Raw genomic sequence first — 23,694 nt, forward strand, 5'->3', positions numbered from 1 at the left:
AGGACGCAAGCGGGACGGCGACTATTGTAGAGTGGGACATTCCCGACGGCTTGTTCGGACGCAAGGAGAAGGTGGAGCTGCTGGCGATTTTGCGGGAAGCGACAATGAATATTCGCAAGCATGCGGGTGCGGGAAGAGCTTCCATCCGGGCTACGATTCTTAATCAAACAGGGCATGGGGAGACGTCATTCCGCTGTATCGTGGAAGATGACGGAATCGGCTTCAATCGGGAGGATTTGACCGGGAAGGGCAAGTACGGCGTTCGGATGATGTCCGAACGGGCGGTATCAATGGGCTGGAGCCTGCGGATCGACAAGGCGGAGCGAAGCGGAACGATCATTACCATTGAGGGCAGGTGCAATGAAACATGATGGAGAATGGACCGGTTGGTCAAGTGAGCGTGCTGATCGTAGACGATCATCCGCATGGCAGGGAGGGGATGCGGGATCTGCTCGGCGCGGATCCGTCCTTTCGCGTCGTCGGCGAGGCCGTGAGCGGCGAGGAAGCGATCGCGAAGGCAGCCGACCTGATTCCCGACCTTGTGCTGATGGACATCCGCATGCCCGGCATGGGTGGGCTGGATGCGACCTTCAGGCTTAAGCAGCTGCTTCCCTCCGTCAAAATCGTCATGGTGACGGTATCCGACGATATTACGCATCTGTTCGAGGCGATTAAGCGAGGCGCGCAGGGATATCTGCTCAAAAATGTATCGCCCGCGTCCTGGCTGAGCTATTTGCGATCGGTCGCAATGGACGAAGCGCCGCTCTCCAAGGAGCTGGCGCTGCGCATGCTGCGGGAATTCGCGGCGAAGGCCGACGGAGGCGAAATCGGCGATTCTGCCGGCACCGTTCCCGAGGCGGGGAGGGGCGCGGGCGTCGGCGTTCCGTCTAACGGGCTTACTACAAGGGAGAAGGAAGTGCTGGAGCATATATCGACGGGCGCTTCCAATCGCGAGATCGCCTCCACGTTGTGCCTGTCGGAACACACGGTCAAAAATCATTTAAAAAATATTCTTCAGAAGCTTCATCTGAACAATCGCGTGCAATTGGCCAGATATGCAATGGAGAACGGTTTGCAGCGCAGAGAGTAGCAACTATGACAAAAACTTCAAAAATACGACGGCATCCGGCAGGAAAGCGGACGCAAGTGGAGAACTACAATTAAGGTTAACAGAGCTTACGCCGGGACGAGTCTGCGTCATTGAGATGTCTCCCGGAGAAATCGGAGGTTCGTGAATGTCCAATGAACCGCATTATACGGTTGACCGCTCGCTCCAATTGCGCAACGATATGCAGGAGCTCATGCGATTAAACGAAGAACTTGAAGCAATCGGCGCAGAGCTCGACTGGTCTCCGCGTGCCGTGCTGGATCTGTCGCTTGCATGCGAGGAGCTGGTGGTAAACATCGTCAACTATGGCTATCCTGTTGGCAGCGAAGGTTTTATCGAGGTTGGTCTCAGAGCCTCCAAGGATGAGGTGGAGATTACGCTGGCCGATCGAGGCAATCCGTTTGACCCGTTTAAGGATCCTGATCCGCTTGATCTGCTGGAGATGGATGTCGATGACAGGCCGATCGGCGGACTCGGCATTTTTTTTGTAAAGCGGTTGATGGACGAAGTGCATTACGAATTCGCGGACGGGATGAATCAGGTACGACTTCGCAAGAGATGGTCGAAGCAATAAATCGGGAGGTATGACATCATGAATATTCAAGTAGAAGAGATTGGCGGAGTAACGATTATTCCGCTTGAGGGAAGGCTGGACGGAAACAACGCGGGCGTGGCGGAGGGCGTATTTCTAGGGCTGTTCGCGGAAGGCAAGGGAACATTCGTCTTTGACTTCTCGGAATTGCAGTACATCAGCAGCGCCGGGCTGCGGGTCGTTTTGGTAGCGGCCAAGAAGCTGAGGGCCTCCAAGGGGCGCATGATCTGCGCGAATCTGGCGGAGCAGGTATACGACGTGTTCGAGATGTCGGGCTTTACGAGCATTCTGGAAATCGCGGGGACGAAGGAAGAAGCGCTGGCGAAGCTGCAGGCCGGTGCGTAACGGGACTGCGTCAATGCGACAGCACGAAAGGCGGAACTTATCTTGTCAGTAATTTATTTGGTCATCGGGGCGGCTGGCGTCGGCGCAGCCATCTGTGCAGCCATTGTCAATCGCCGTCTTGCCGCGAGATTAAAGGCTGCCGAGAAGCTGTTCGAGCTTAGCTCGGGACTCCATTCGTCGCTGCGAAGATCCGAGCTGCTGCAAACGGCGGAAGCGGCTGCCCGCGAGCTGGCGGGAGCCGGAGAGTCGGCGGTATCGGTCACGTATGGCGATACAACTGCTGATACACATGCGAATGTACCAATGGAGGGCGGTGGCGCGATCCCGATCGAAGCGGACGGCAAACGTATCGGGTCGCTGCAATGGACTGGCGGAAGGGATGCCGGGGCAGGAGCAAGAGGTGAGTTGTTGTCCCGGTTCGCGAGGCCGCTTGCGCTGGCCATGGACAATGCCAATCGGTACGAGGCGCTGGAGGAATCCGTGGGCGAGCTCCAGACGGTATCCTCCTTAAGGGAACGACTGGAGAGCGAGCTGCAGATTGCGGGCAGCATACAACTCAGCTTCTTGCCGACTACAATGCCGTCTTCCAATGAACCGTTCGATGTATGCGCCTTGCTGAAGTCGGCCAAGGAAGTCGGAGGGGACTTCTATAACTTCTACAAAATCGACGAGCGCCACCTGTTCTTCACGCTTGGCGACGTATCGGACAAAGGGATTCCCGCAGCCCTGTTTATGGCGATGACGTTGTCGCTGATCAAGGGAAGCATGCGGGCGGGACTGACTCCGGGCGAATTGCTCGGGAAGGTAAATGACATGCTCTGCGCCGACGACGCCCAGTTGTTCGCTACGATCGTATGCGGCGTGCTCCAGATCGATACGGGAGAAATCGTATTATGCGACGGCGGACATTGCACGCCTTATATCGTCAAAGCAGACGGCACTGTTATGCCGGTCAAGCTTAAGAAGGGGATTCCTCTCGGCTCATTTCCCGAGTTCGAATATACCAACGTATCGCTTCAGCTTGACAAGGGTGATCGTCTGGTCGTCTATACGGATGGGATAACGGAGGCGGAGAACGGCGCTCAGGAGCAATATTCGACGAACAGGCTGGAGCGATTCCTGTCTCTCACGAAGGATTATTCCAGCGCGGAAATCATAGACGCCCTGCTCATGGACGTCTTTATGTTTGCCGACGGCGCACCGCAATCGGACGATATCGCCGTGCTTTGCCTGTCGCGGAGATGACGAAATCCCGAGACGGTTCATCTATCATTCACAAGGAACTGACAGAACACTCTACGATGTGACAACTTTAGTTGTTTTCTCACAAAATATGATCAAATTTACGTAGTCATATGGACGTATTACAAGTATAATATGAAATGGACTTGCTAGAAATGACGACATTCGTAATAGGATGCAAGACGCATGGGCGCTGCCAGGCCTGGCCGACCTATGCTTGTTCGTCTGCTGCTTTTCTACAAATGCCTGCACGCATCACGTTCAGTCATACGCCTGTGGGACCAACGGTCCCTGCATTCAGGCCATCTTCGGTCTTGGGGTGGCAGAGGACCTAAAGTCCCCGCCGAATGCCAATACATATATCGTTTGAGAGGAGATCACACATGGCTGAGTATTTATCGCCAGGCGTTTACGTGGAAGAATTCGAAAGCGGCGCTAAACCGCTCGAAGGAGTAAGCACCAGTACGGCCGGCTTTATCGGACTAGCGGCACGGGGGCCGGTATCCGGACTTCCGCTGCTAATCACAAGTCCTGCCGACTTTGCTAGGGCGTTCGGCTCTTACCTGTCGGAGAGCGCTTTCGGCACTTACCGTTACCTGGCGTACGCTGTCAATCAATTCTTCATGAATGGGGGTTCCCGTTGTTACGTGATGCGGGTTGCTCCAGAGGACGCGAAAGCCGCTTCGGGAGGCGGAGAGGTTTTGTCCGTAACGGCCAAAAATCCGGGCGCATGGGGCAATCAGATTCGCCTGTCGTTCGTTCCTGCCAGCAAAGCGAAGACTCAAATCTATGAAGAGCTGGACGGCAACCGCTACCGCGTGAAAAACGCATCCGCCTTCTATCCGGGCGATGTAGTTGTTTTTACGGACGGCGCATCCAAGCAAGGCAATACGGTCGTATCGGTTCACGACGGCGTAATTGAGCTGGCGTCCGCCCTGAGCGGAGACGTAACGGACACTTCGCTCGTCCCTTCCAAAGTCATCGCGACTTCGGAATTCACCCTTCAAGTAGCCTACGGCACGGAAAGCGAGACTTACGAAAAAGCGTCTCTTAACCCTGAAGCTCCGAACTACGTCGAAAAGCTTGTTGGACGCTCCAATCTGGTAGATCTCAGCGTTGTTGCGGCTTCCTCCGCAGATGCTCCTTATGCGCTGATCGCAGGCTCTGCAGGCGGCGAATCGTATTCGTTTGCGCTCGCAGGCGGCAGCGACGGCTCTGCATCCAGCTTGTCCCCGGCTGACTTCATCGGTGTGGACGAAGGTCCTGGCCGCAGAACGGGCATTCAATCGTTTATCGACAATGACGTAGTCAGCATCATGGCTATTCCCGGCGTTACGGATCCTAACGTGCAGCTGTCGCTCGTTGCGCACTGCGAATCGCTGGGCAGCCGCTTTGCCATTTTGGATCTTCCGCGCGAAGCGACGAAAGTTCAAGACGTGCTGGCTCACCGCGATCTGTTCGACTCCAGCTACTGCGCCTTGTACAACCCGTGGCTGCAAGTGTTCGATCCTCTCGACAAGCGCAACATCTTTATTCCTCCATCCGGCACGATCGCCGGTGTCTACTCCCGTTCCGATTCGACTAGAGGCGTGCAGAAGGCTCCTGCCAACGAGACGCTTCGCGGCGTAGTGGGATTGGATGTTCAATACAATAACGGCGAGCAGGATGTTCTGAATCCGGCCGGCGTTAACTTGATCCGCGCTTTTACGGGCCAAGGCATCCGCGTATGGGGAGCCCGTACTTGCTCTTCCAACCCGATCTGGAAATATATTAACGTTCGCCGTCTCTTTATCTTCCTGGAGAGCTCCATCAAAAACGGCTCGAACTGGGTCGTCTTCGAACCGAACACCGAGCAGCTGTGGGCTCGCGTTCAACGTACGATCGACGCGTTCCTGACGCGTGTATGGCGCGACGGCGCGCTGGCGGGGACCAGCCCATCGGAAGCGTTTTACATCAACATCGGACGCGACACGATGACGCAGGATGACATCGACAGCGGCAGACTGATCTGCGTAATCGGCGTAGCTCCTGTTAAGCCTGCGGAGTTTGTCGTGTTCCGCATGACTCAGAAGACGGGATCGGAATAATAGATTCATTTTTAATACCGAATAACGGAAGGGGATTCCCATGGCAGGAGATCGCACGGATCCATATCGCAATTTTAGATACCGGGTCGAGGTAGAAGGCCTGGAGCAAGCCGGCTTTAACGAGGTAACGGGATTCGACGCGTCGCTGGACGTCATCGAATACCGCGAAGGCAACGAATTGACGACGCCTCGCAAGCTGCCGGGTCTGACCAAGTATGGCAACATTACGCTGAAGTGGGGCACGACGGAATCCATGGAGCTGTACGAATGGATCCAGGAATGTATGGAAGGCACCATCGAACGCAAAACGATCACCATCATCGCGCTTGACGAAGAAGGCAACGACGTTGCGACTTGGCAAGTTATCGAAGCATGGCCTATGCGCTACACCGCACCATCGTTTAACGGTCTTGGCGCTGAAGTCGCTATCGAGGCGCTGGAGTTCGCGCACGAGGGCTTGCTGAGAACGGCTTAGATCCTATAATGCGGCTCCCCCTGTCATTAAGTTTGAGGTGGGCGGAGCCTACACCGGACAAACAAGGGCCGGCCTCCGGCGTCACGACGTCTGGGCGCCCCTTGTTTTCCGCATTTTAAATTGGAATCAAATTCAAAAAGTTCGGTTTTCAATACCGAGAAGATTGGATGAAACTAGAACCTGAGGAGCGGAGCATAGCAGCGCTATGTGAGCACCGGAAGGTTCGGTTGAATTCAATATTCGACGTCGAGCAAGCTTCCTGGGATACTTCGTAATGGAAAGCGGACTTTTTGAATTACCTTTAAAAATGGAGAGATGAAGAGATGGCGTTTCAGACGGAGTACGACTTTGAATTGCCGCGCGGTTACGTGGACGATCAAGGCAACCTGCACAGACGCGGTACGATGCGTCTCGCGACGGCTGCCGACGAAATCTTGCCGATGAAGGATCCAAGGGTTCAATCCAATCCCAGTTATTTGACCGTCATTCTTATGGCGCGGGTCGTAACAAGGCTTGGCGACGTGAAACACGTGGATACAAGGTTGATCGAGAAGCTGTTTACGGCCGATCTCGCGTACTTGCAAAACCTGTATCGTCAGATCAATGATTTGGAAAGCCCGAAGGTGCTTGCGGTATGTCCGAAGTGTGATCACGAGCACGAGGTCGCGATCGATTTTTTGTCCTTAACGGAAGCCCTCTCCTAGCCTATCCTGTTGATCGGCTGTATGAGGAGGTCGGCTTCATCGCCTACTATTTCCACTGGACGCATGACGACATTATGAATATGGAGCATGCGGAGCGGCGCAGATGGTGCGACGAGATATCCAGAATTAACCGCAAGATGAACGACGACGGCGATAAGAAGAACGTCTTCGACGTGTTCGGGAAGAGGTGAAAACGTTATGGCAGCATTCAAGGTGCCCGGAGTGAACCGGATTCACCGGCTCGCGAGCTCGTTTCATTTTTGGGTGGAGCTGGATGGCATATATGTTGCCGGATTTTCGGAGGTATCCGGTCTCGAGGCGGAGACGGAAGTCGAGGAATACCGGGAAGGCGGATTAAACGGTTACGTGCATAAGCTGCCCAAGGGCATTCGATATCCCAATCTCGTGCTTAAGCGAGGCATTACGAAGTCGCCCGTGCTCTGGAACTGGTATGAGAGTGCCAAGAACGGTAAAGCAGTCCGCAAGTCGGGTTCGGTCGTTCTGCAGCAGCCGGATGGCAAGGAGTTCGGACGCTGGAATTTCTACGACGCCTATCCGGTTCGATGGAGCGGACCGCAGCTCAATGCGGCTTCAAGCGATGTGGCCGTGGAGTCGCTCGAGATTATTCATTCGGGGCTTCAGGGTGAATTCGGCAGATAACTACCATTAATATCCTGAATTGAAGGAGGATGCGCCACATGGATAGGAGCAAGGCGCCTAAGCAACGCAAGGCAGCCGATACCGCGGCTTCCGTCCAGGCATTCGCCGGGAGTATTCTTAACAAGCATCGTCCGGGTGGCGGCCGAAGCCAATATGCCAGCATCCCGATGCTGCATGCCAAGCCCAAGGGCGAGCAAGCGGCGGTGCAACAGCGGATTCATATTCATGTGACGCCTCCTCGAGCAGAGGATCCGAGAACAAGACGCAAGCCGGAGGAAAGAAAGACCGACCGGATTATAGAACGCGAGAAAGTCAGAGTCGAGCATAAAACGATCATTGTTCGCGAAATCGTAAAAATCATAGATAATCAACGGACGGTTAGAGCGCAAGCCATGGCCGCGCCGGTCCGATTGGAAGCATCCCCTCATGATCGACAATCCCCTGGCGCCGCAACATCGATGAAGCAGCAGGCTTCCGGCTCGCGGCGAGAGGATCCATATAGCGGCACCCGGCCCGCAGCAACAACGCTGGCAACAGGATTACATAAGGGAATGGGCAAGCTCGTACGGCAAAGCCCGTTCATAGAGAGGCTCCGGAGCATTATCGCTTCCGTCGAGGCGAGTACCACTCCGACTTCCGGACGGCAAGCGCAGCGCGGGAAGAAGGATGGCGGCATTGTTGCGGCTGCATCCTATGTAGCCGCCAAAAAAGCCCCGTTGATGCATGCCAAGCGCGAAGAAATGACCAAGCGGGAAACTCGCGCCGAGCTGTCTCCGAAGCGCCGAATCTCTAATGCTGGCCTATCTGCACGTCAAGCAAATACAACTGCGCAAGCTGCTGTGAACAAGGCAATACGAGCGAAACAAAAGGCTGAGCGAGCGGAAGAAACTTTGAAACGCCGAACGGCCGAAGCCGCCGATTCGGTACGCAAGTCTTTACAATCCGCGAAGGCTGCCGAAGACAAGGTCAAGGAGACGGAACAACGGGCTGGACGCAGAGAAGCTGCTGCGAAACGCCGTGCGACGGAAGCTGTGGAAGCTGCCAATCAAGCTGCCCGGTCGTCGCAAGTCGCAACGTCCAAGGCCAAGGAAGCGGAGCGGCGCGCTGACCATGCGGAGCAAGTTTTACAGACAAAAAAGACCGGCACGAAGCGCCGTAAATCGGATTCTGCCGTTCCGGAATGGCAGCCCGTTCAATCCGAAGAGCTGACCGGGGACAAAAAGCAGACAGCGAAACGGCAACAGAAACGGTCGGATCGCAATCCGCAGAACAACGAGGCAGTCAGTGATCGTGGAGAGAAGCTTCACTCCAGCGGCAACTCCTCAACGAAGACCAAGGGGCGTCGTCAAACGCCGAATTTGGTGCACAAACAATCTAACTCTGCTGCAGCACCGGACCAGGCGATAACGTCAAGCGTGCAACGGCAACCGGTACGCGACTCGAAGGCTGAACTTCAAAATCCTGCGAATAAAGGCGGCAAAGGATTGCGGCAGCAAGGAACTAACGCCTCGACTGCCCGCAGTGGCCCTTCGAAGACAGTCGCCAACCCGAATCAAAACAAGTTTTTTGCGCAACGTGTATTTCTTACGGCGGGAACGAGCCCAATTCGGCTGCTGTCCATGAGTCCAAGCTGGGTGACGGCCTCCTCCATCAACACCAGAAACAACAAAAGCCATCGCAACAGTCGTCTAATCAGAGATTGGAATCCGGCGAATCCAACGAATTCGCCGGATTCGTTAACGGAGCGGGCCCAATCAGCTGGTGGATCAGCGAAGCCGCCAATTCAGGCCAAGAAGCTCGTTCATCGCCAAGTTGAAGATGCAGATGTGGCAAGTACAGAGAGCTCGCCTCGCAAGAGGAACTCTCCAGCTTTCTCTCCTGTGGAAGAATCGTCAAGAACTCGTCTGAAAGCTCTGACCGGAACTGAGTTCCGAATGGACAATGCTGTTCCTATATTGCTAACAGCGCTAAAACATCACAGAACGTCTGCAGGCGTAAATGCCGGGCGACGCTTCCCCGAGCTGCTAAATGCGAGACGTCGGAATTCTGAGTCAGGAGCGCTTAATGTATCCGGGACCGGATCCCAGAAACGGCCGGGCTCAGTAAGCAGCCAGGAGCGGGAGGCTGCATCGGTGAATTCGCACGGGAGCGCATCCTATGAAGCAAGACGAGACAGGATCGGCGATCAGAAGCAAGCGAACTTATCCAGCCAGCTGGTAACCGGAAGGTCCAGAAATAACATGGCGCAGCCATCGGCGCCGCTGTTGGTAAGACGGGCGCTGAAGGCGGGGACCTCGGCGGAGCTCATGGAAGAAGGACTTAAGAGTCCTCTTACGACGGGGCGAATCCATCGCCTCTTCTGGAAACGGGATTCGGCGGTACGTCGCATCCAGCGACAGCAACCTTCGGCGTTGGAGAACAAGTCGCAAGCGCAAGCGGGCTTGCCGCGGCGAAGCGGATCGCTTGTTCTGCGGCGCAACATAGCAGATCGCGATACAGAAAAAAAAGCTTCGACTGTAAGCAGTCCGGCTGTTGCCCCCAACAGGCAAGATGCAAATCGCAGCCACCGGACAACGGGGACTACGGTTGCACAGGCGAGTAGAAGCAACGATCATGAGACTTCGCCCCCGCATGTTCCTGAAAATGCGGCTCCCTCACGGAGGGCGAACGTTCAGCAGCGGAGCGGAACCGACTTTCGCAGACATATGCCGGGGCAAGCTGCGGCATATGGGCCCTCCGGCTTAGTTCTCCGTCAACTGCCGGAAACCTTTGGTGCCCGAATGATGCGCTTGGCTGAGCAAGGCCTTACAGGGCAGACGGCTTCATCAACCAGCCCAATGGCGCGGGGGATGCTTATAGGCAGAAGACGACCGTCCCTTGCCCCTTCGGTAGAAAAACGTTCACCAATCGATTCTGCCGCACAGCGATCATTGGCAGCGGCGAAGCACGCAGAGCTTAATAAGCAAGGGGCTTCCCCCTCCTTGCCGAAGCAGGGGGCATTGGTTCAGCGCAGTGCGGAAAGCTCTCGGGAGGACCGTCGGCAGCATACGGCCAGAGTTGTGCGTCCCGGGAAAACGGCCCTCGCGGAAAGTACACGCGAGCAAGGGAGAACCATTGCCCATGTTGGGCCTGTAATTTCCCAGCCGCTAACCGTCGCACAGCGAACAAGCCAGAAGGAGTCTGCGCGCAATTCGGCTCCCGCGACATCCGGATTGACAATCAGGGAATCTGCGACGATATCTAATTCGGCTTTGGGCTCGGCGGCAATCGTACAAAGGGCCGGGAGCACGGGACAGGATTCGGTTTCAGCATCGATGAGCAGCAGAGGCAGATTATCCTTGACTCCTGCAATAGCACGACGTACTGCCGAGAGTAAACGTTCTCCGTTGATTGGCAGACAATTTACGGCGTCGGCAATACGCGGCGATCACGATCGAACGGTTCGGCAGATTTCCAGCACCAATCCGGGGACATTTTCTTCTTTGGCTTATAATCGGCCGGCACTCAACGATGCTGGTCTGGAATCCCAGCAGCCAGCCTTCGGAGCGAGCGCGCATAATGGTTCTCCGCTTGGACTGACGCATCGCTCAGCACCCCAGCAGCCCGCTGAGGCGTCCAGACAGATCAAGGTGGAAGCCCCTCGCGAGCTGGAGCCGGAGAAGCTGCAACGGATGATTATGAAGCTGCCTCAATTAAATCCCGAAGCCATCGCAGACCGCGTATATAAGGCGCTCGAGAGGAAGATGAAGCTCGAGCAGCGTCGAAACGGATATTAAATAAGGAAACCGAACCGAGAAGATCGGGAGCGGTACCGTATATAAACGACGGTTGAGGAGGACGGACGATGGCTTTAACCAAAGCGCAGTTCATGATCTATAAGAGCAACGATACCGAAACCGTTGACGTGTTGTTTAACCCCACGGAATACGAGTTGACTGCAAGCAACAACTATCCTGATAATGATGTGCCCGGTTTGCAGTCTCCAACTACTCAATTCGTCGGAGGAAATGCGTCGACGCTGAGTTTAAACTTGTTTTTCGATACCTATGAGCTGGGGACGGATGTGCGTGAGCATACGTCCAAGATTGTAAGCATTCTTGATGTTGATTCCGACCTGCACGCCCCTCCGGAATGCCGATTTGTTTGGGGCTCGCTTAATTTCAAGGGAGTAATCGTATCCATTACGCAGCGTTTCACCATGTTTTTGGAATCGGGAAAGCCGGTTCGGGCTACGCTTGACGTCGAGATGCGGAGCACCCAGACGATGAAGGAGCAATACAAAGAAATTCCGAGGCAATCGGCGGATCGAACGAAACGAAAGACGGTTAAGCAAGGCGATCAGCTGTGGAGCATCGCGGCCGAGGAATACGAGGATTCAGGCAAATGGCGGCATATCGCCGAGGCGAATGGCATTGACAATCCGAGGTTGCTGGCGGCAGGCAGAAACTTGACGATTCCCAGACTGGAGTGAGTGGTATGCCTACGCATAAAATGAGCGATCTAGAAAGCAAATACGGGAACTTCAGATCGCCGGAGGCCGACCTGTTGATCGAAGGCCAGGCCGCGCGCCTCGATAATATGGCGATTGGTTGGGTAGAGGTCGACTTGTCTACGGATGCGAAGGCAGATATCGTCCGCTTTAGCATTACGAATGCCTACGAGTGGAGCACAAGCCATCTCCAATGGGTAAATACCAAAATTGCTCCGGGCAAAACTTTGATCGTAAGGCTAGGGTATGCGGACAAGAAAGGCCAGGTATTCGACGGCATCATCACCGGCTTTACGGTCGATTATCCGGCCAGCGGCAGCCCGATTGTGACGGTGACCGCGATGGACCGCTCGTTCCTCATGATGAAATCGTCCAAAACCAAGGTATGGAAAGAAATGAAGGACAGCGACGTCGTCAGAACAATAGCTTCCGAATATGGACTTACAGCCGATGTTGATGCGCTTACCGTAAAAAAAACGACGATCGAACAGATTGGCATCAGCGACTACCATTTTGTCCAGTCGCTCGCCCAGGATAACGACTATCTCTTCCATGTTACGGGGAGCAAGCTGCACTTCCGCAAACGAAAGACGAGCGGTACGCCGCTCATCGAGTTGAAGTATGGCCTCAGCTTGCGTGAATTTACCTTCACGGCAGATGTCAGCGGGCAGACCTCCGAGGTAAAGGTGAGAGGATTCGATACGAAGACGAAGCAGTCGGTGGAAGGGAAATCCACGCCGATAACGGTAATCAGCGGCACAAAGAGCGGTCCCAGTCTTGCCAAGACATTGTCTTCACAGAAGGCGGAGACGGTCTATACGGGCGTAACGACGCTCGATGAGGCAAGACATCTTGCAACGGCGTTGTTGAACAGGCTGTCGCGTGATTTGATCCGCGGGCAAGGCAGCTGCATCGGTTTTCCGGAGCTTATACCCGGCGAATTGATTGCCATTTCGGGGATCGGCTCCGCTTTAAATCGCAATCTCATGTTGACCAGAGTCGTTCATCGGTTGGACTCATTGGACGGTTATGCCATTCAATTCGAAGCGGAGGGGAACGCATTATGAGATCGATGTATCCCGGTTTCTTCGATCTTCAGCAGCGATCGATGCCTTCCGAGCAATTATCCGGCGTATGGAATGCAATCGTGACGAATAACAAGGATCCGGATAAGCTTGGCCGCGTCAAGCTGAAATTCCCGCATCGCGAAGGCGAGCTGGAGACGGATTGGGTAAGGGTCGCTTCTATGTCAGGCGGGAATGGCAAGGGATCTTATTTCATCCCGGAAGTAGATGACGAGGTGCTTGTCGCTTTCTTGATGGGACGTCTCGACCAGCCCGTCGTGGTGGGCTCATTGTGGAACGGCAAGGACAAGCCGCCGCCAGGCGACGATAACAACGACATCAGCATGATCAAAACAAAAACCGGCCATGTGATCGAGTTCAACGACAAGTCGGGCGAGGGCACAATCACGATCAAAACCAAAAAGGGCCATACCGTTCTGCTGTCCGACAAGGACGGCAGCGTCAAGGCCGAAACGGCGGATAAACAAAATTCGCTGGTGCTGGACGAAAATGGGAAGAAGGTAACCGTAAAGTCGGGCACATCGAAGGTAGAAATAACATCGAGCGGAAACGTGACAATAAGCGGCACATCAACACTGGAGGTCAAGGCGGCGCAGGTGAAGGTCGAAGCGTCGGCAACCTTGTCTCTCAAAGCATCCGGCATGCTCGACATCAAGTCGGATGGGATGATCAACATCAAAGGCTCCATGGTCAAAATCAATTAGAGGTAGTTCAAAAAGTCCGCTTTCCATTACGAAGAATCCCAGGAAGTGTACTCGACGTCGAATATTGAATTCAACCGAATCTTCCGGTACTCGCGTAGCGCTGCTACGCTCCGTTCCTCAGGTTCTAGTTTCATCCAATCTTCTCGGTACTGGAAACCGGACTTTTTGAACGTTATTTTAATTAAATTCTAAACATTATTATTCTACTAGGTCGAAAGGGGAGTTCGTCATGTCTGCGCCATTTCTGGGGAAGGGCTGGAAGTTCCCCGTTCAGGTGGACAAAACGACGGGGCGGATTATGATGTCGGAAGGCGAAGAGGACATCAAGGAAGCCATCCGCATCATCATACGCACTTCGAAGGGCGAGCGGCTTATGCGCCCCGACTTCGGCTGCGGGCTCAAGGACTTCGTGTTCGGCACGATGGACGATATGTCGATGCAGCTCATCGCAAGCGATGTAAAGGAAGCGATCCGCGATTGGGAGCCGCGCATAAAGGATATCGAAGTGAAAGCGCAGCCCGATCCATCCATGAACGGCCGCGTGCTGCTCGAGGTTAGCTATACAGTAAGATCGACGAACAATCTCTTTAACCAGGTCTATCCTTTTTATCTGGAGGAAGGCACGAAATAACGGGAGCGGGCATCGGACATGACACATGCGGGAACGGGCGGCAATCGTCGTCCTCCGATAATCAATACAAATAACTTGTCCACCTATTTGGAGAAGTTCAAAGAGATGGCGCCGCACTATACGCCAGAATGGCGGTTTTCGCTTGATGGCAGCGATCCGGGAGCCGGCCTTGCCTATATCGTGGGCGAGATGCTGGAGGAGACGGTACAGAGGCTGAACAAGGCGCCGATGAACCATCTGCTCTCCTTCCTTGACCTGCTGGATGTAAAGCTGGAGCCGCCGCGGCCAGCCAGGGCCAGGGTAACGTTTCGGCTAAGCGAGGGCTCAACAGAGTCTGTTTATGTACCTGCAGGACTTAAGCTGACGGCGAATAACCCGCAAGGCGGAGAGCCTCTTGTTTTCGAGACGGAAGGGGCCCTGGCGGCAACGCCGGCCAAGCTGACCGAGATCGTGAACGTCAACCCTGCAAGGGATGAGATCGTGACGGTCGCTACCGGCTACGACGAGAAGCTGGAGGCCGGGACGGCAGAAGCCGTACCGCTGTTCGATACGCGCTCCGCTCCGAACGAACAGGGGCATGCCTTGTTCATCCGGCATGACGAGCAGTTTCTGGTGGATCGCCCTTGCCGCATCTACATAAATGTTTTCCACGGAGAGAAGCGGTACGCCGAACCCGAATTGGCGGCTGCGCTTTCTTCCGATCTGGTGGAGTGGAGCTACCGCAGCGATGGCGAGTGGAAGCCGTTCCGGTCGGCGATAGCCGCTGGCAACCTTATCATTCTTCATAAGAGCGAACCCGGCAAGCTGGAGCTGATGGAGCATCAAGGCGTCGAAGGCAGATGGATCAAGTGTGCGGTGAAGCCGCTGGAAGGAACGGCTTCCCCCATCCTGGAAAAAAATCTGGAGATGGACAAGCTCCAGCTACGCGTATCTCATGATGTTGCAGGCGATCCGGAGCGGATTGCGCCAGATTCTATCTACTTCAACGACATGGCTTTGGCCGATGACGGCTGTTATCCTTTCGGCGAACATTTTGTTCCCTACTCCGTCTTCTACATTTCCAGCGAGGAAGCGTTTAGCAAGCGGGGGAGCAAGCTGGAGTTGACTTGTTCGGCGATGGCGAAGCCCAATCGGCTGCGCATGGCGCCGGATCCCGAGGTCAAGTGGAAGATGGTCATGCGCACGTATGATTTCGAGGAGAAGGATCCTCCGCGCATCCGAATTCGCCAGGTGGTTTGGGAGTACTGGAACGGCAGCAATTGGAACGTCTTGCCCGGCAACGAACGGCATGCCGCTTTCTTCGAGGATTTGCCCGAGGGGGACGGCAAGCCGTTTACGCTAACCTTCGATTGTCCGGAGGATATGGACCGGACTTTCGTAAATGGCGTGTTCCAGTACTGGATCCGTGCCAGGGTGCTGCAGACGGACCCCGTTATCGCGCCTATCATGCAATACATGTCGCCTTGGGTGGAAGCGCCGAGATTATCCTATTCCACCGGTTCCCAGACCGTATTTGCGCCTTATAACGTCTATACAAGAAACAACGCGGACGACCGGGATCGCAGTTTGTCGGCGGTACAAGGAACAGAAGCCTATAAGCCGTTCGAGCCGATCCCGTCCCCCGCTCCCTCTCTCTACCTGGCGTTTAACGGGCCCCCGCTCAAGGGACCGCTTCGACTGCATCTGGAGCTGTCCCGGCGATTTGCCGCAGGAAACGAGAGACCATGGCTGGATTGGGAAGCGCTCTGCCGGGAGAACGGTAGGCTGGCCTGGAAGCCGATTAAGGTCGAGGATGGCACGGACGGACTGGGCATAAGCGGAGAATGGTTATGGGCCGGCCCGCCTACGATGGCGGCTGTAAGGTTGTACGGTCATGATCGCTACTGGATCCGGTCCATTAACCGGGACAGCCGGATCAGCGATGCGTATCCGGATATTCCCGTTGCGGACAGCGTCCGGATTAACACGGTTGCGGTTACCCAACAGATCAGCCAGGAGCGCGAGATGAGTATTCCTGCTGACGGACTGGTCCACTTGACCCCTACCGCGTTCGTTAACGAGCAGGTATGGCTGGATGAGCTGGATGAGCTTGCGCCTTCGGATCGGGCAGACATGCTGGAAGGCGAGCCGGATCGATGTTACGAACAGCTCGACGGCGAAGGACAACCCATCCGTTTTTGGGTGAAATGGCAGCCCGTTGCCTCTCTGGCCGACTCCGGTCCCGATGATCGGCACTATTCGCCGGATCGTGCCGGAGGCTTGCTTCGTTTCGGCGACGGGATGAAAGGAAGATCGCCTTCCGCCGAGCACGATCGGCTAGCGCGAATCTCGTTCCGGACTACGGCCGGCGCCGCCGGAAGAGTAGAAGCCAATCAAATTACGGGCATGCAGGTACCCATCGCTTACATCGACAACGTCACCAATCCGTTGCCGGCTATTGGCGGCAGCCATACGGAGGCGATGGAGGAAGTGCTGCTTCGCGGTCCTCAGCGGCTTAAAAACCGCAACAGAGCCGTTACGGCGAGAGATGTGGAATGGCTTGCGCGGGAGGCCTACCCGGGAATTGCGAAGGTGAAATGCTTGAGCAATCGCAATGCCTTGCTGGAGCGGGCGCCTGGTTATGCGACCGTGGTCGCTTGCACGGACGGAGGCGTTGCGGATACGGCGCAATTCCCGGAGCTTCGCAGATCGGTCGAAAGCGAGCTGCTGCGCCGCGCGGCAGGCGTCCTGACTGTAGGAGGCGGTATTCGCGTCATCGAGCCGGCTTATCTGGAAGTATCCGTGAACACGACGGTAGCGGCGGAATCGGTTGGGAGCCTGCTGCCGCTGGAGCGAGCCTGCCATGACAAATTATCGACGTTCTTGAGCTTTATGAGCGGCAACACCGACGGACAGGGATGGAATATAGGAGAATCGCTCCACTTGTCGCTGCTGTATTCTCTGCTTCACTCGGTTAGAGGTTTGCTGTATATAGACAGATTATACGTGCATGTAGTTAAGATCGAAGGGGGAGTCCGCACCGAATGGGATCCCGCGAGAATGAATGAAGTGATGCATGGCCTCGTCACGAACGGCACGCACCGAATAACGGCCGTGCCTGCCGAAGGGGCTTCGCGCTAAAAGTGCGTGTTCAAAAAGTTCGGTTATCAGTACCGAGAAGATTGGATGAAACTAGAATCTGAGGAACGGAGCGTAGCAGCGCTACGCGAGTACCGGAAGAATCGGTTGAATTCAATATTCGACGTCGAGTAGGCCTCTAGGATGACTTCGTAATGGGAATCGGACTTTTTGAACTACCTTTAAAAGGGAAGGAGGGACAATGATGCTGCCAAGGCTGCCGCTTGATGATCTTTCGTACGCGGAGATCGTCCAGCAATCCAGAAAGCTGATACCGAAGCGATTGCCGGAATGGACCGACGAAAATGCGCATGATCCAGGCATCACGATGATGGAGCTCTTTGCATGGCTGACGGAAATGCAGCGCTATTACATCGGCCGGGTACCTGACCGGAATCGGAGAAAGTTTCTTGATCTGCTCGGCGCGGAAGCTCGCGATACTTTATCCGCCGAGGCGCTTGTCGCCTTCTCGGATGTGCGCGAGCCGGTCCTGCTGCCGGCAGGAACAAAGCTTTTGGCGGAGGATCAAGTGTTCGAGACGGTGAGCGAGACCGAGCTGAGACCGCTTAAGCTGGAACGCATTTTGTGCCGGACGGAGAAGGAGAGCAGCGATGTGACGGCGTCCAACGACCATCACCATGTATCCTTCTATCCATTTGGAATAGACGCGAGGGCAGGGGCCAAGCTGTATGTGTCCTTCGACAGGGAGCTGCATCCCGGTGTTCCTGTATCGCTGACATTTAAAATGCTAAAGTCTGACGCAGCGCTGAGAGACATTTACGATTCCGCGAGTGAAGAAGAACTTGCCATGTTGATTCCTTCGGCCAGATTGTCGTGGAAAGCATACGGTTGGGATGAGGCCGTCGGCAAGGCTTCATGGCTGCCGCTTACGGTCATCGCGGATGAAACCGGGCATTTGACGGTCAGCGGTACCATTACCGTCACTCCGGCGTCTCCGATGAGAGCCGTTACGGTCCATCCGGCTGGAGACCGACCTAGGTATTGGTTTTGTTGCACGATAGAGGAGGACGGGTACGAGATGCCGCCGAGAATCGGCAGCATCCTCCTCCATACGGCCCATGCCGCACAGCGCGATACGCTGAGCGAATATGTCGAGCTCGAGGCTAGCGGAGAAGAGAACGAAAGCTTCTCTATGCATACTTATCTGGCTGCGTACGGCGATGTGCGCCTGCAATTGGAAGCCGCTCCGGGCGGCGGCTGGATGGAATTGTCCGCAGAGTCGTACAAGGTGGAGCGACACGCGGGAGGGGCGACCGTCGCTTTGATCCGCAAGGATTCCGTAAACCAGGGCGGCATGCTCCATAAAGGCCGAAGAGTTCGGATCATCGCCAGTACGCTGGATTTTTATCGATACCGCATGGTCGGCAGGAGCAACGGATTGCCCAATCAGCGGTTCGAGGTGTATGAGCTGCCTTGCAGGAAACGCGGCGCCATCGGCTTGCAGGCAGGGCGCTGGAATGTCGCATCCGGGGCGATGATATGGGAGGATTGGAGTGTTGTCGACAGCTTCGATCGATCGGGACCTGAAGATCGCCATTACGTCTATCTTCCCGAAGAGCGAATAATCGCGTTCGGCAACGGAGAACGGGGTGCGATACCCGACGCAAGTTCAGACGGCAATATAAGCTTGATTTCCTGCGAGCTTGGCGGGGGCGAGCGCGGCAATGTGAAGCCGGGGCTTATCCGGGAATGGGCGCACGAGGAGCAGCGAAGACTGGGGATCGAAGTGTCAAATCCCTTTTATGCTTCCGGCGGGGGAGAAGCCGAGACACTGCATGATGCGCTGGCAAGAGCCGCTTCGGAGCTGAAGCGGGCCTTCCGCGCCGTCACGGACGAGGATTACGAGGACATCGCGAGGTCGACGCCAGGCGTCGAGGTAGCCAGAGCCAAGGCGATTCCGCTCTATAAGCCCGGCCTTCCCGACTACCCAAGAGAGAAGGCGCATGGACAGCTGTCACTGGTCGTCGTTCCGCAGGGTTTGTCAGCGACTCCGATGCCAAGCCCAGGATTCTTGCAGACGGTAAGCCGATATCTGGATTCACGGAGACTCATTACGACGGAGCTGCATGTCATTCCTCCCGTGTACGTCCAGGTGACGGTTCATGCGGTTATCGTCGTGGAGGCGCCGTTTGCGGACGAGAGGGAACGTTATGCGGATCTGCTAAAGGGACTGCTCAGACCGCTTGACGGAAATCAAGGGGAGCGCGGCTGGACTTTCGGCAGAACGGTATACAAGGGCGACATTTATGGATCCCTTACCAAAGGAAGCGGGGTCGTATTCGTCCAGGATCTGTGGCTGGACGCGGACGGGCCGCATGTGACCAAGACGGCGGGCGGCGACATTGTTCTGCCGCCACACGGCTTGATCTATTCAGGAGAGCACGAGATCGAACTCATCAGCAGAACACGCTTGTAGGCTGCGGCATAGCCACTGGGCGATCGGCGGGAAGGGAGGAATTTCACTGAAGGAGCATAATCAATATTTCTCCGTCAACCGTCAGCAGGATTGGTTGAAGGGAACCGCCTACAATCTGGAGAATGGAATGGCGGGGCTTGGCATTCGACGCGACAAGCGATATGGCATAGCAGGCACGTTGCGGCTGGATGCGCTGGAAGGGTTGTCGGCTGTCAAGGATATGGCAGTCGGCGAGCATGAACGCATCTATCTGCTGGATGATCGGGCCGATCTCTGGAGCTACGATTGGCGGATAGGCGATCATAAGCGCTTATTCCCGCAAGGACATGGATTATTCGGCGAAGATGCCAGAATAGCGGCTTCGGGACCGTTCCTGTTCGCCGCTGACCCCGGTGGCGATTGTTCATTGTCGGCATTCCACACCGGTAACGGCCAGACGATGTGGTCGCGGCAAGGAGAACGGATCGAAGACGCCGTCTTCCATCCGTTAGCCATTGGTGCGGACGCGAATCATGTCTATGTATTGTCCCCTCTGGATACGGACACTGGGGGAGACGAACCGGCGGTTCCTGAAGGCGGCAAGCTGTCCATTCTTGTATTTACCCATGGCGGAATGCTGGTCGATGTAATCGCTAATCCTTCATTGCGTCAACCCGTTAGGGCGAAGCTGAAACATCTGCGCGGCGCCTATTATCTTGCTGTCAAGCCTGATGGAGGCCTGGCCGTATTAGATACGATTTTCGCAACGGTCACGATTGTGGAACAAGGCGGAGCTGCTAGCGTCGAGTCTCTTCCAACACGCACCTATGCGGGGCTGGCCTGCGACCGCAGCGGCATGATGTACGTCGGTGACGCGAGAGGTCTTGCCGGCGACGATGAGGATGACCGCTTTATTGTGACACTCGGAGCCCGCGGGGAGGTTAACGGAGCTGTTACGAGCTACCGCGGGCGCGCAGCGGTGCTTCTCGCGGATGCATCCGATCGACTATACGTGCTCGGCAACAGCGACGATACAACGATTACGATGCTTCATCTGCAGCCGCAGACTCTTGCCATGTCCGAGACTGGCGTGCCAGAGGGCGTATGGCTTTCCAGCGGGTTCGACAGTACGGAGAGCGGCACGGTGTGGCATAAGCTGACAGCCGATGCATTCGTTCCCGGAGGGACGCAGCTGCATTTATCCTACTTCTGTCTGGATGATGAACGAGCCGTTATCGCGGGCGCATATCGTTCTGTGGACGATTGGATTAATGATCCGTTCATTCCGTACAAGGAAAAGCTGGAGGGGCTCGCGCCGTTTTGGTCGCCGCCGATACCGAATCCGAAGGATGCTCTCTTTATGGAGGCACAAGGCCGCTATATGTGGCTAAAGCTGGAGTGGATCGGCAACGAGCGGCATACCCCAATGGTGGAGAAGCTAAGACTTTATTTCCCCCGGGAGACGTACTTGGAGTACTTGCCTGCAGTTTATCAGGAGGACGAGGAGAGCCGGGACTTTCTGGAGAGGTATTTGTCCATTTTCGGCACGGCTTTTATCGAGCTGGAAGAAGAGATCGGCGATCTGTCCCGCTATATCGATCCCTATCGGGCGAAAGGCGAGCATCTACGCTGGCTGGCTACGTGGATCGGACTGGAGACCGACGATTATTGGACCGATGAGCAGGTTCGGTCGTTTATCCTGGCGGCGCCCGAGCTGTATCGCTATCGAGGGACGAAGCGGGGGATCAGCGCCGTCATCGAGATGTATACGGGCGTGGAGCCGATCATCGTGGAGCAGTTCCAGACCAAGATAATGCGTGATCACGCCGAGCTTCGCAGCTTGACGGATGCGCTGTATGACGACAATCCGTATTCCTTCACCGTGCTGCTCAGGCCGGAGCAGGCGCTGGGCGAGAAGCAGCTTGTCGTAATCGAGGGGCTGTTGGAGGAACAAAAGCCGGCTTATACGGAAACGAAGCTGGTCCAGCTTCAGCCGTGGATGTACTTGGACCTGCATACGTACTTAGGCATTAATACCGTATTGACGGAGCCGTCGCTGCTCATGCTGGGACCGGAGCGCAGCATGCCGAACGATACGCTTATCGTCGAGATGGGCATGGAGAAACGAATGGACGTTCATACAAGGTTGGAGCTGGATTCCGAGCTTGAATAAACCGGACTAACGAGGAGTGGTTGGTGTGAAGAAGTCGAGGCTGTACCCGTTCGAGAGAAACCGTTATTTCTACGGCAAGCTGCTGACCGTAAGGGATTTCGAGTCGGAGCAAAAATATTTTAATGACAAAAGAAGGCTGCTCAACCGGCTAATGTTCGGCAGCGGCGTCCTGTCCGGCATGTCCGTCGTCGCCGTGGACGACAAAACGGTGTCCGTCGAGATGGGCGTGGCGATCGACTACATCGGTCGCGAAATCGTCATTCCGGCACCTGTCACGATGAAGCTGTCCATGATCGAAGGCTTTACGAACAACGAATACAAAAAAAACGTCTACCTCTGCGTCGCATATGACGAAAAGGGCAAGGAGCCGGTGCATTCCGTAGGCAATGCCTCCGTCCGCTCCGGCGAGGTCAGCGAATATAACCGCGTGTTGGAATCGTACCGGCTTTTCATCAACGAGACGGCCCCGGCGCCGTCATCCTTCGAGTTCGTCCAGCTGATGGAGAACATCGTCACGCTCTACGAGCGGGATAATGTACGCATTACGCAGCGCATGCCGAAATATGTGACGCCGGGCGAAGTGATAGAGGTGCGCCTCGTCGTCGAGAAGACGTTGCAGACTCCGCGCATCGCGTTCTCGTATGAGTACGAGCTGACAGGTTTTCAGAACGTTGGCGATTCCAATGGAGTCGTGTCTTTCCAAGAGCCGGGCGATGCGCAGGATACGGAGTACACGATTACGTATCAGCTAAAGGCGCCGCTGGAAGGCGGAGTGTTCGCGGAACTCGCAGTTCCAGCACGAAGTGCCAAGCTGACGATCGGCGACGAACCTGTTTCCGTCGACTCCAGCGTAAAACAGAAGATCGAAGTCGTTGACGTCCCCGTCGCGGAGCGGATTCTGGAGGACTGGCATAGCCGTAGTCTGGAGCACGCGGTAGAGGGATCGGCGGACAAAAGCATCTGCCTGGCGAAGATCAGTTTGTTGCAGATGGGGCCCACATACATGATCGAGAAGGTCGACCGAATGCCGTTCGACGAATATATAGAGAGCACAACGCTGACCCAACGCCTGTCGAGGAGCGGAGGCGGGGCGTCGCTTCATAAGTTTTTCGCGAGCGCGGAAACGCAGGATCTGGAATATGGGGCGAAGCCATCGCTCGACGTCAAGTATCATCCCGACCGCAACGAATTCGACTTCAAGCTCGGCATTCCGCGTCCGCAGCATCTTTATGATGAAATTGCAACAGGCACGATGGAGGTCGCGCTGGAGTCGATCGGCAAGACGGGAGGTTTCTTCTTCTCCAGGGGCAAGAAGAACTACGTCTCCGACGAATTGATTCACGGTCTGGGCGAGGGACCGGTAACCGTCGTCGTGGGCCTGGAGGAGATCGACGAATCCGGCCATGCCAGCGGCTCCGCAGCGAAGAAACAGGTTTATTACGGCCAAAGCGATGTGTTTAAAGGGACGGAATTCGAGCCTTCCCTCCCAAATGTCTCGCTGGGCACGATTGTTTATCCCGATAAGGGGACATTCCGCATCGGCATGAAGCTGCAAGGCGATAACGAGTCATCCGCCTCCGTAATCGCCGTTCGCTGGTGGGCATTCAAGAGCCTGGGCACTTCCGCGAAGGCGGCCGCGGCTGAGATGACATCTGCGTTGATGGAAGCGGCACCGGACAAAGAATAATCCATTTGGACATCAAAGTCATGGCCTCTCGATTCTCCTTATACGGGAATCGGGAGGCCTTTTTGTTGCGCCGATGGACCGAAAAGTAACTTTGATTAGCGTCCATAGGCGTTAGAACTATTAAGCCCCCTAATTAAGTTGGAGAGTACTAGTGGAAATAAAGTACAATCTTGAAAGAG

Annotated in this window: 19 protein-coding genes; all 19 read left to right on the forward strand. The window is 55.5% G+C overall.

The annotated features are described in order from the left end of the window. Positions 1–371: sensor histidine kinase (locus PAT3040_RS38465; RefSeq protein WP_373863929.1), on the forward strand; the 371-nt coding region annotated here is incomplete at its 5' end. Next, positions 368–1,090, forward strand: coding sequence for a response regulator (locus tag PAT3040_RS06870; protein ID WP_373863930.1), 723 nt, complete (start codon positions 368–370; stop codon positions 1,088–1,090). The genes PAT3040_RS38465 and PAT3040_RS06870, both read left to right, overlap by 4 nt. 145 nt (positions 1,091–1,235) lie before the next feature. Beyond that, on the forward strand, positions 1,236–1,682 hold the full coding sequence (locus tag PAT3040_RS06875; RefSeq protein ID WP_108991994.1) for an ATP-binding protein: 447 nt from the start codon (positions 1,236–1,238) through the stop codon (positions 1,680–1,682). A gap of 18 nt (positions 1,683–1,700) precedes the next feature. Beyond that, positions 1,701–2,045, forward strand: coding sequence for an STAS domain-containing protein (locus PAT3040_RS06880; RefSeq protein WP_087566836.1), 345 nt, complete (start codon positions 1,701–1,703; stop codon positions 2,043–2,045). Positions 2,046–2,087: 42 nt separating this feature from the next. Beyond that, complete coding sequence (locus tag PAT3040_RS06885) at positions 2,088–3,290, forward strand: PP2C family protein-serine/threonine phosphatase (RefSeq protein ID WP_108991995.1); 1,203 nt, start codon at positions 2,088–2,090, stop codon at positions 3,288–3,290. 380 nt (positions 3,291–3,670) lie between these two features. After that, entirely contained in the window at positions 3,671–5,374 is a 1,704-nt protein-coding gene (locus tag PAT3040_RS06890) for a phage tail sheath subtilisin-like domain-containing protein (protein WP_108991996.1), read from the forward strand. A gap of 40 nt (positions 5,375–5,414) precedes the next feature. Beyond that, the gene (locus tag PAT3040_RS06895) at positions 5,415–5,849 is read left to right on the forward strand and encodes a phage tail protein (RefSeq protein ID WP_087566833.1); all 435 of its coding nucleotides are present in this window, start codon (positions 5,415–5,417) and stop codon (positions 5,847–5,849) included. Between the two features lie 323 nt (positions 5,850–6,172). Then, a complete protein-coding gene (locus PAT3040_RS06900) occupies positions 6,173–6,553 on the forward strand; it encodes a hypothetical protein (protein WP_108991997.1) in 381 nt (126 codons plus the stop codon). A gap of 17 nt (positions 6,554–6,570) precedes the next feature. Next, entirely contained in the window at positions 6,571–6,744 is a 174-nt protein-coding gene (locus PAT3040_RS39680) for a DUF6760 family protein (protein ID WP_087566831.1), read from the forward strand. Between the two features lie 7 nt (positions 6,745–6,751). After that, positions 6,752–7,213 (forward strand): phage tail protein, encoded by a 462-nt coding sequence (locus tag PAT3040_RS06905; RefSeq protein ID WP_108991998.1) that lies wholly within the window; start codon positions 6,752–6,754, stop codon positions 7,211–7,213. 38 nt (positions 7,214–7,251) lie between these two features. Further along, a complete protein-coding gene (locus PAT3040_RS06910; RefSeq protein ID WP_108991999.1) occupies positions 7,252–10,989 on the forward strand; it encodes a hypothetical protein in 3,738 nt (1,245 codons plus the stop codon). A 68-nt stretch (positions 10,990–11,057) separates the two neighbouring features. Next, positions 11,058–11,684, forward strand: coding sequence for a CIS tube protein (locus PAT3040_RS06915; RefSeq protein ID WP_087566828.1), 627 nt, complete (start codon positions 11,058–11,060; stop codon positions 11,682–11,684). A 5-nt stretch (positions 11,685–11,689) separates the two neighbouring features. Beyond that, the gene (locus tag PAT3040_RS06920) at positions 11,690–12,769 is read left to right on the forward strand and encodes a phage late control D family protein (protein ID WP_108992000.1); all 1,080 of its coding nucleotides are present in this window, start codon (positions 11,690–11,692) and stop codon (positions 12,767–12,769) included. Beyond that, a complete protein-coding gene (locus PAT3040_RS06925; RefSeq protein WP_219930241.1) occupies positions 12,766–13,491 on the forward strand; it encodes a phage baseplate assembly protein V in 726 nt (241 codons plus the stop codon). Before PAT3040_RS06920 ends, PAT3040_RS06925 begins: the two co-directional genes overlap by 4 nt. Positions 13,492–13,720: 229 nt before the next feature. Next, the gene (locus PAT3040_RS06930; protein WP_108992001.1) at positions 13,721–14,122 is read left to right on the forward strand and encodes a GPW/gp25 family protein; all 402 of its coding nucleotides are present in this window, start codon (positions 13,721–13,723) and stop codon (positions 14,120–14,122) included. Between the two features lie 18 nt (positions 14,123–14,140). Beyond that, positions 14,141–17,242, forward strand: a complete 3,102-nt coding sequence (locus PAT3040_RS06935; protein ID WP_108992002.1) for a baseplate J/gp47 family protein — start codon at positions 14,141–14,143, stop codon at positions 17,240–17,242. Positions 17,243–17,441: 199 nt separating this feature from the next. Further along, positions 17,442–19,676, forward strand: a complete 2,235-nt coding sequence (locus tag PAT3040_RS06940) for a putative baseplate assembly protein (protein ID WP_108992003.1) — start codon at positions 17,442–17,444, stop codon at positions 19,674–19,676. Between the two features lie 94 nt (positions 19,677–19,770). Further along, positions 19,771–21,828: a phage tail protein gene (locus tag PAT3040_RS06945; RefSeq protein WP_108992004.1), complete on the forward strand. Its 2,058-nt coding sequence runs from the start codon at positions 19,771–19,773 to the stop codon at positions 21,826–21,828. 25 nt (positions 21,829–21,853) lie between these two features. Then, the gene (locus PAT3040_RS06950; protein WP_108992005.1) at positions 21,854–23,515 is read left to right on the forward strand and encodes a hypothetical protein; all 1,662 of its coding nucleotides are present in this window, start codon (positions 21,854–21,856) and stop codon (positions 23,513–23,515) included. Positions 23,516–23,694 lie beyond the last annotated feature (179 nt).

The sequence above is a fragment of the Paenibacillus agaridevorans genome (assembly GCF_003112455.1).
Classification (GTDB): Bacteria; Bacillota; Bacilli; order Paenibacillales; family Paenibacillaceae; genus Pristimantibacillus; species Pristimantibacillus agaridevorans.

What these genes read in the sequence shown, in the direction of transcription:
- PAT3040_RS06900 (WP_108991997.1), top strand. Translation starts at nt 6,173, where the DNA reads ATGGCGTTTCAGACGGAGTACGACTTTGAATTGCCGCGCGGTTACGTG.
- PAT3040_RS06920 (WP_108992000.1), top strand. Translation starts at nt 11,690, where the DNA reads ATGCCTACGCATAAAATGAGCGATCTAGAAAGCAAATACGGGAACTTC.
- PAT3040_RS06940 (WP_108992003.1), top strand. Translation starts at nt 17,442, where the DNA reads ATGATGCTGCCAAGGCTGCCGCTTGATGATCTTTCGTACGCGGAGATC.
- PAT3040_RS06890 (WP_108991996.1), top strand. Translation starts at nt 3,671, where the DNA reads ATGGCTGAGTATTTATCGCCAGGCGTTTACGTGGAAGAATTCGAAAGC.
- PAT3040_RS06905 (WP_108991998.1), top strand. Translation starts at nt 6,752, where the DNA reads ATGGCAGCATTCAAGGTGCCCGGAGTGAACCGGATTCACCGGCTCGCG.
- PAT3040_RS06895 (WP_087566833.1), top strand. Translation starts at nt 5,415, where the DNA reads ATGGCAGGAGATCGCACGGATCCATATCGCAATTTTAGATACCGGGTC.
- PAT3040_RS06925 (WP_219930241.1), top strand. Translation starts at nt 12,766, where the DNA reads ATGAGATCGATGTATCCCGGTTTCTTCGATCTTCAGCAGCGATCGATG.
- PAT3040_RS06875 (WP_108991994.1), top strand. Translation starts at nt 1,236, where the DNA reads ATGTCCAATGAACCGCATTATACGGTTGACCGCTCGCTCCAATTGCGC.
- PAT3040_RS06880 (WP_087566836.1), top strand. Translation starts at nt 1,701, where the DNA reads ATGAATATTCAAGTAGAAGAGATTGGCGGAGTAACGATTATTCCGCTT.
- PAT3040_RS06935 (WP_108992002.1), top strand. Translation starts at nt 14,141, where the DNA reads ATGACACATGCGGGAACGGGCGGCAATCGTCGTCCTCCGATAATCAAT.
- PAT3040_RS06915 (WP_087566828.1), top strand. Translation starts at nt 11,058, where the DNA reads ATGGCTTTAACCAAAGCGCAGTTCATGATCTATAAGAGCAACGATACC.
- PAT3040_RS06910 (WP_108991999.1), top strand. Translation starts at nt 7,252, where the DNA reads ATGGATAGGAGCAAGGCGCCTAAGCAACGCAAGGCAGCCGATACCGCG.
- PAT3040_RS06930 (WP_108992001.1), top strand. Translation starts at nt 13,721, where the DNA reads ATGTCTGCGCCATTTCTGGGGAAGGGCTGGAAGTTCCCCGTTCAGGTG.
- PAT3040_RS06870 (WP_373863930.1), top strand. Translation starts at nt 368, where the DNA reads ATGATGGAGAATGGACCGGTTGGTCAAGTGAGCGTGCTGATCGTAGAC.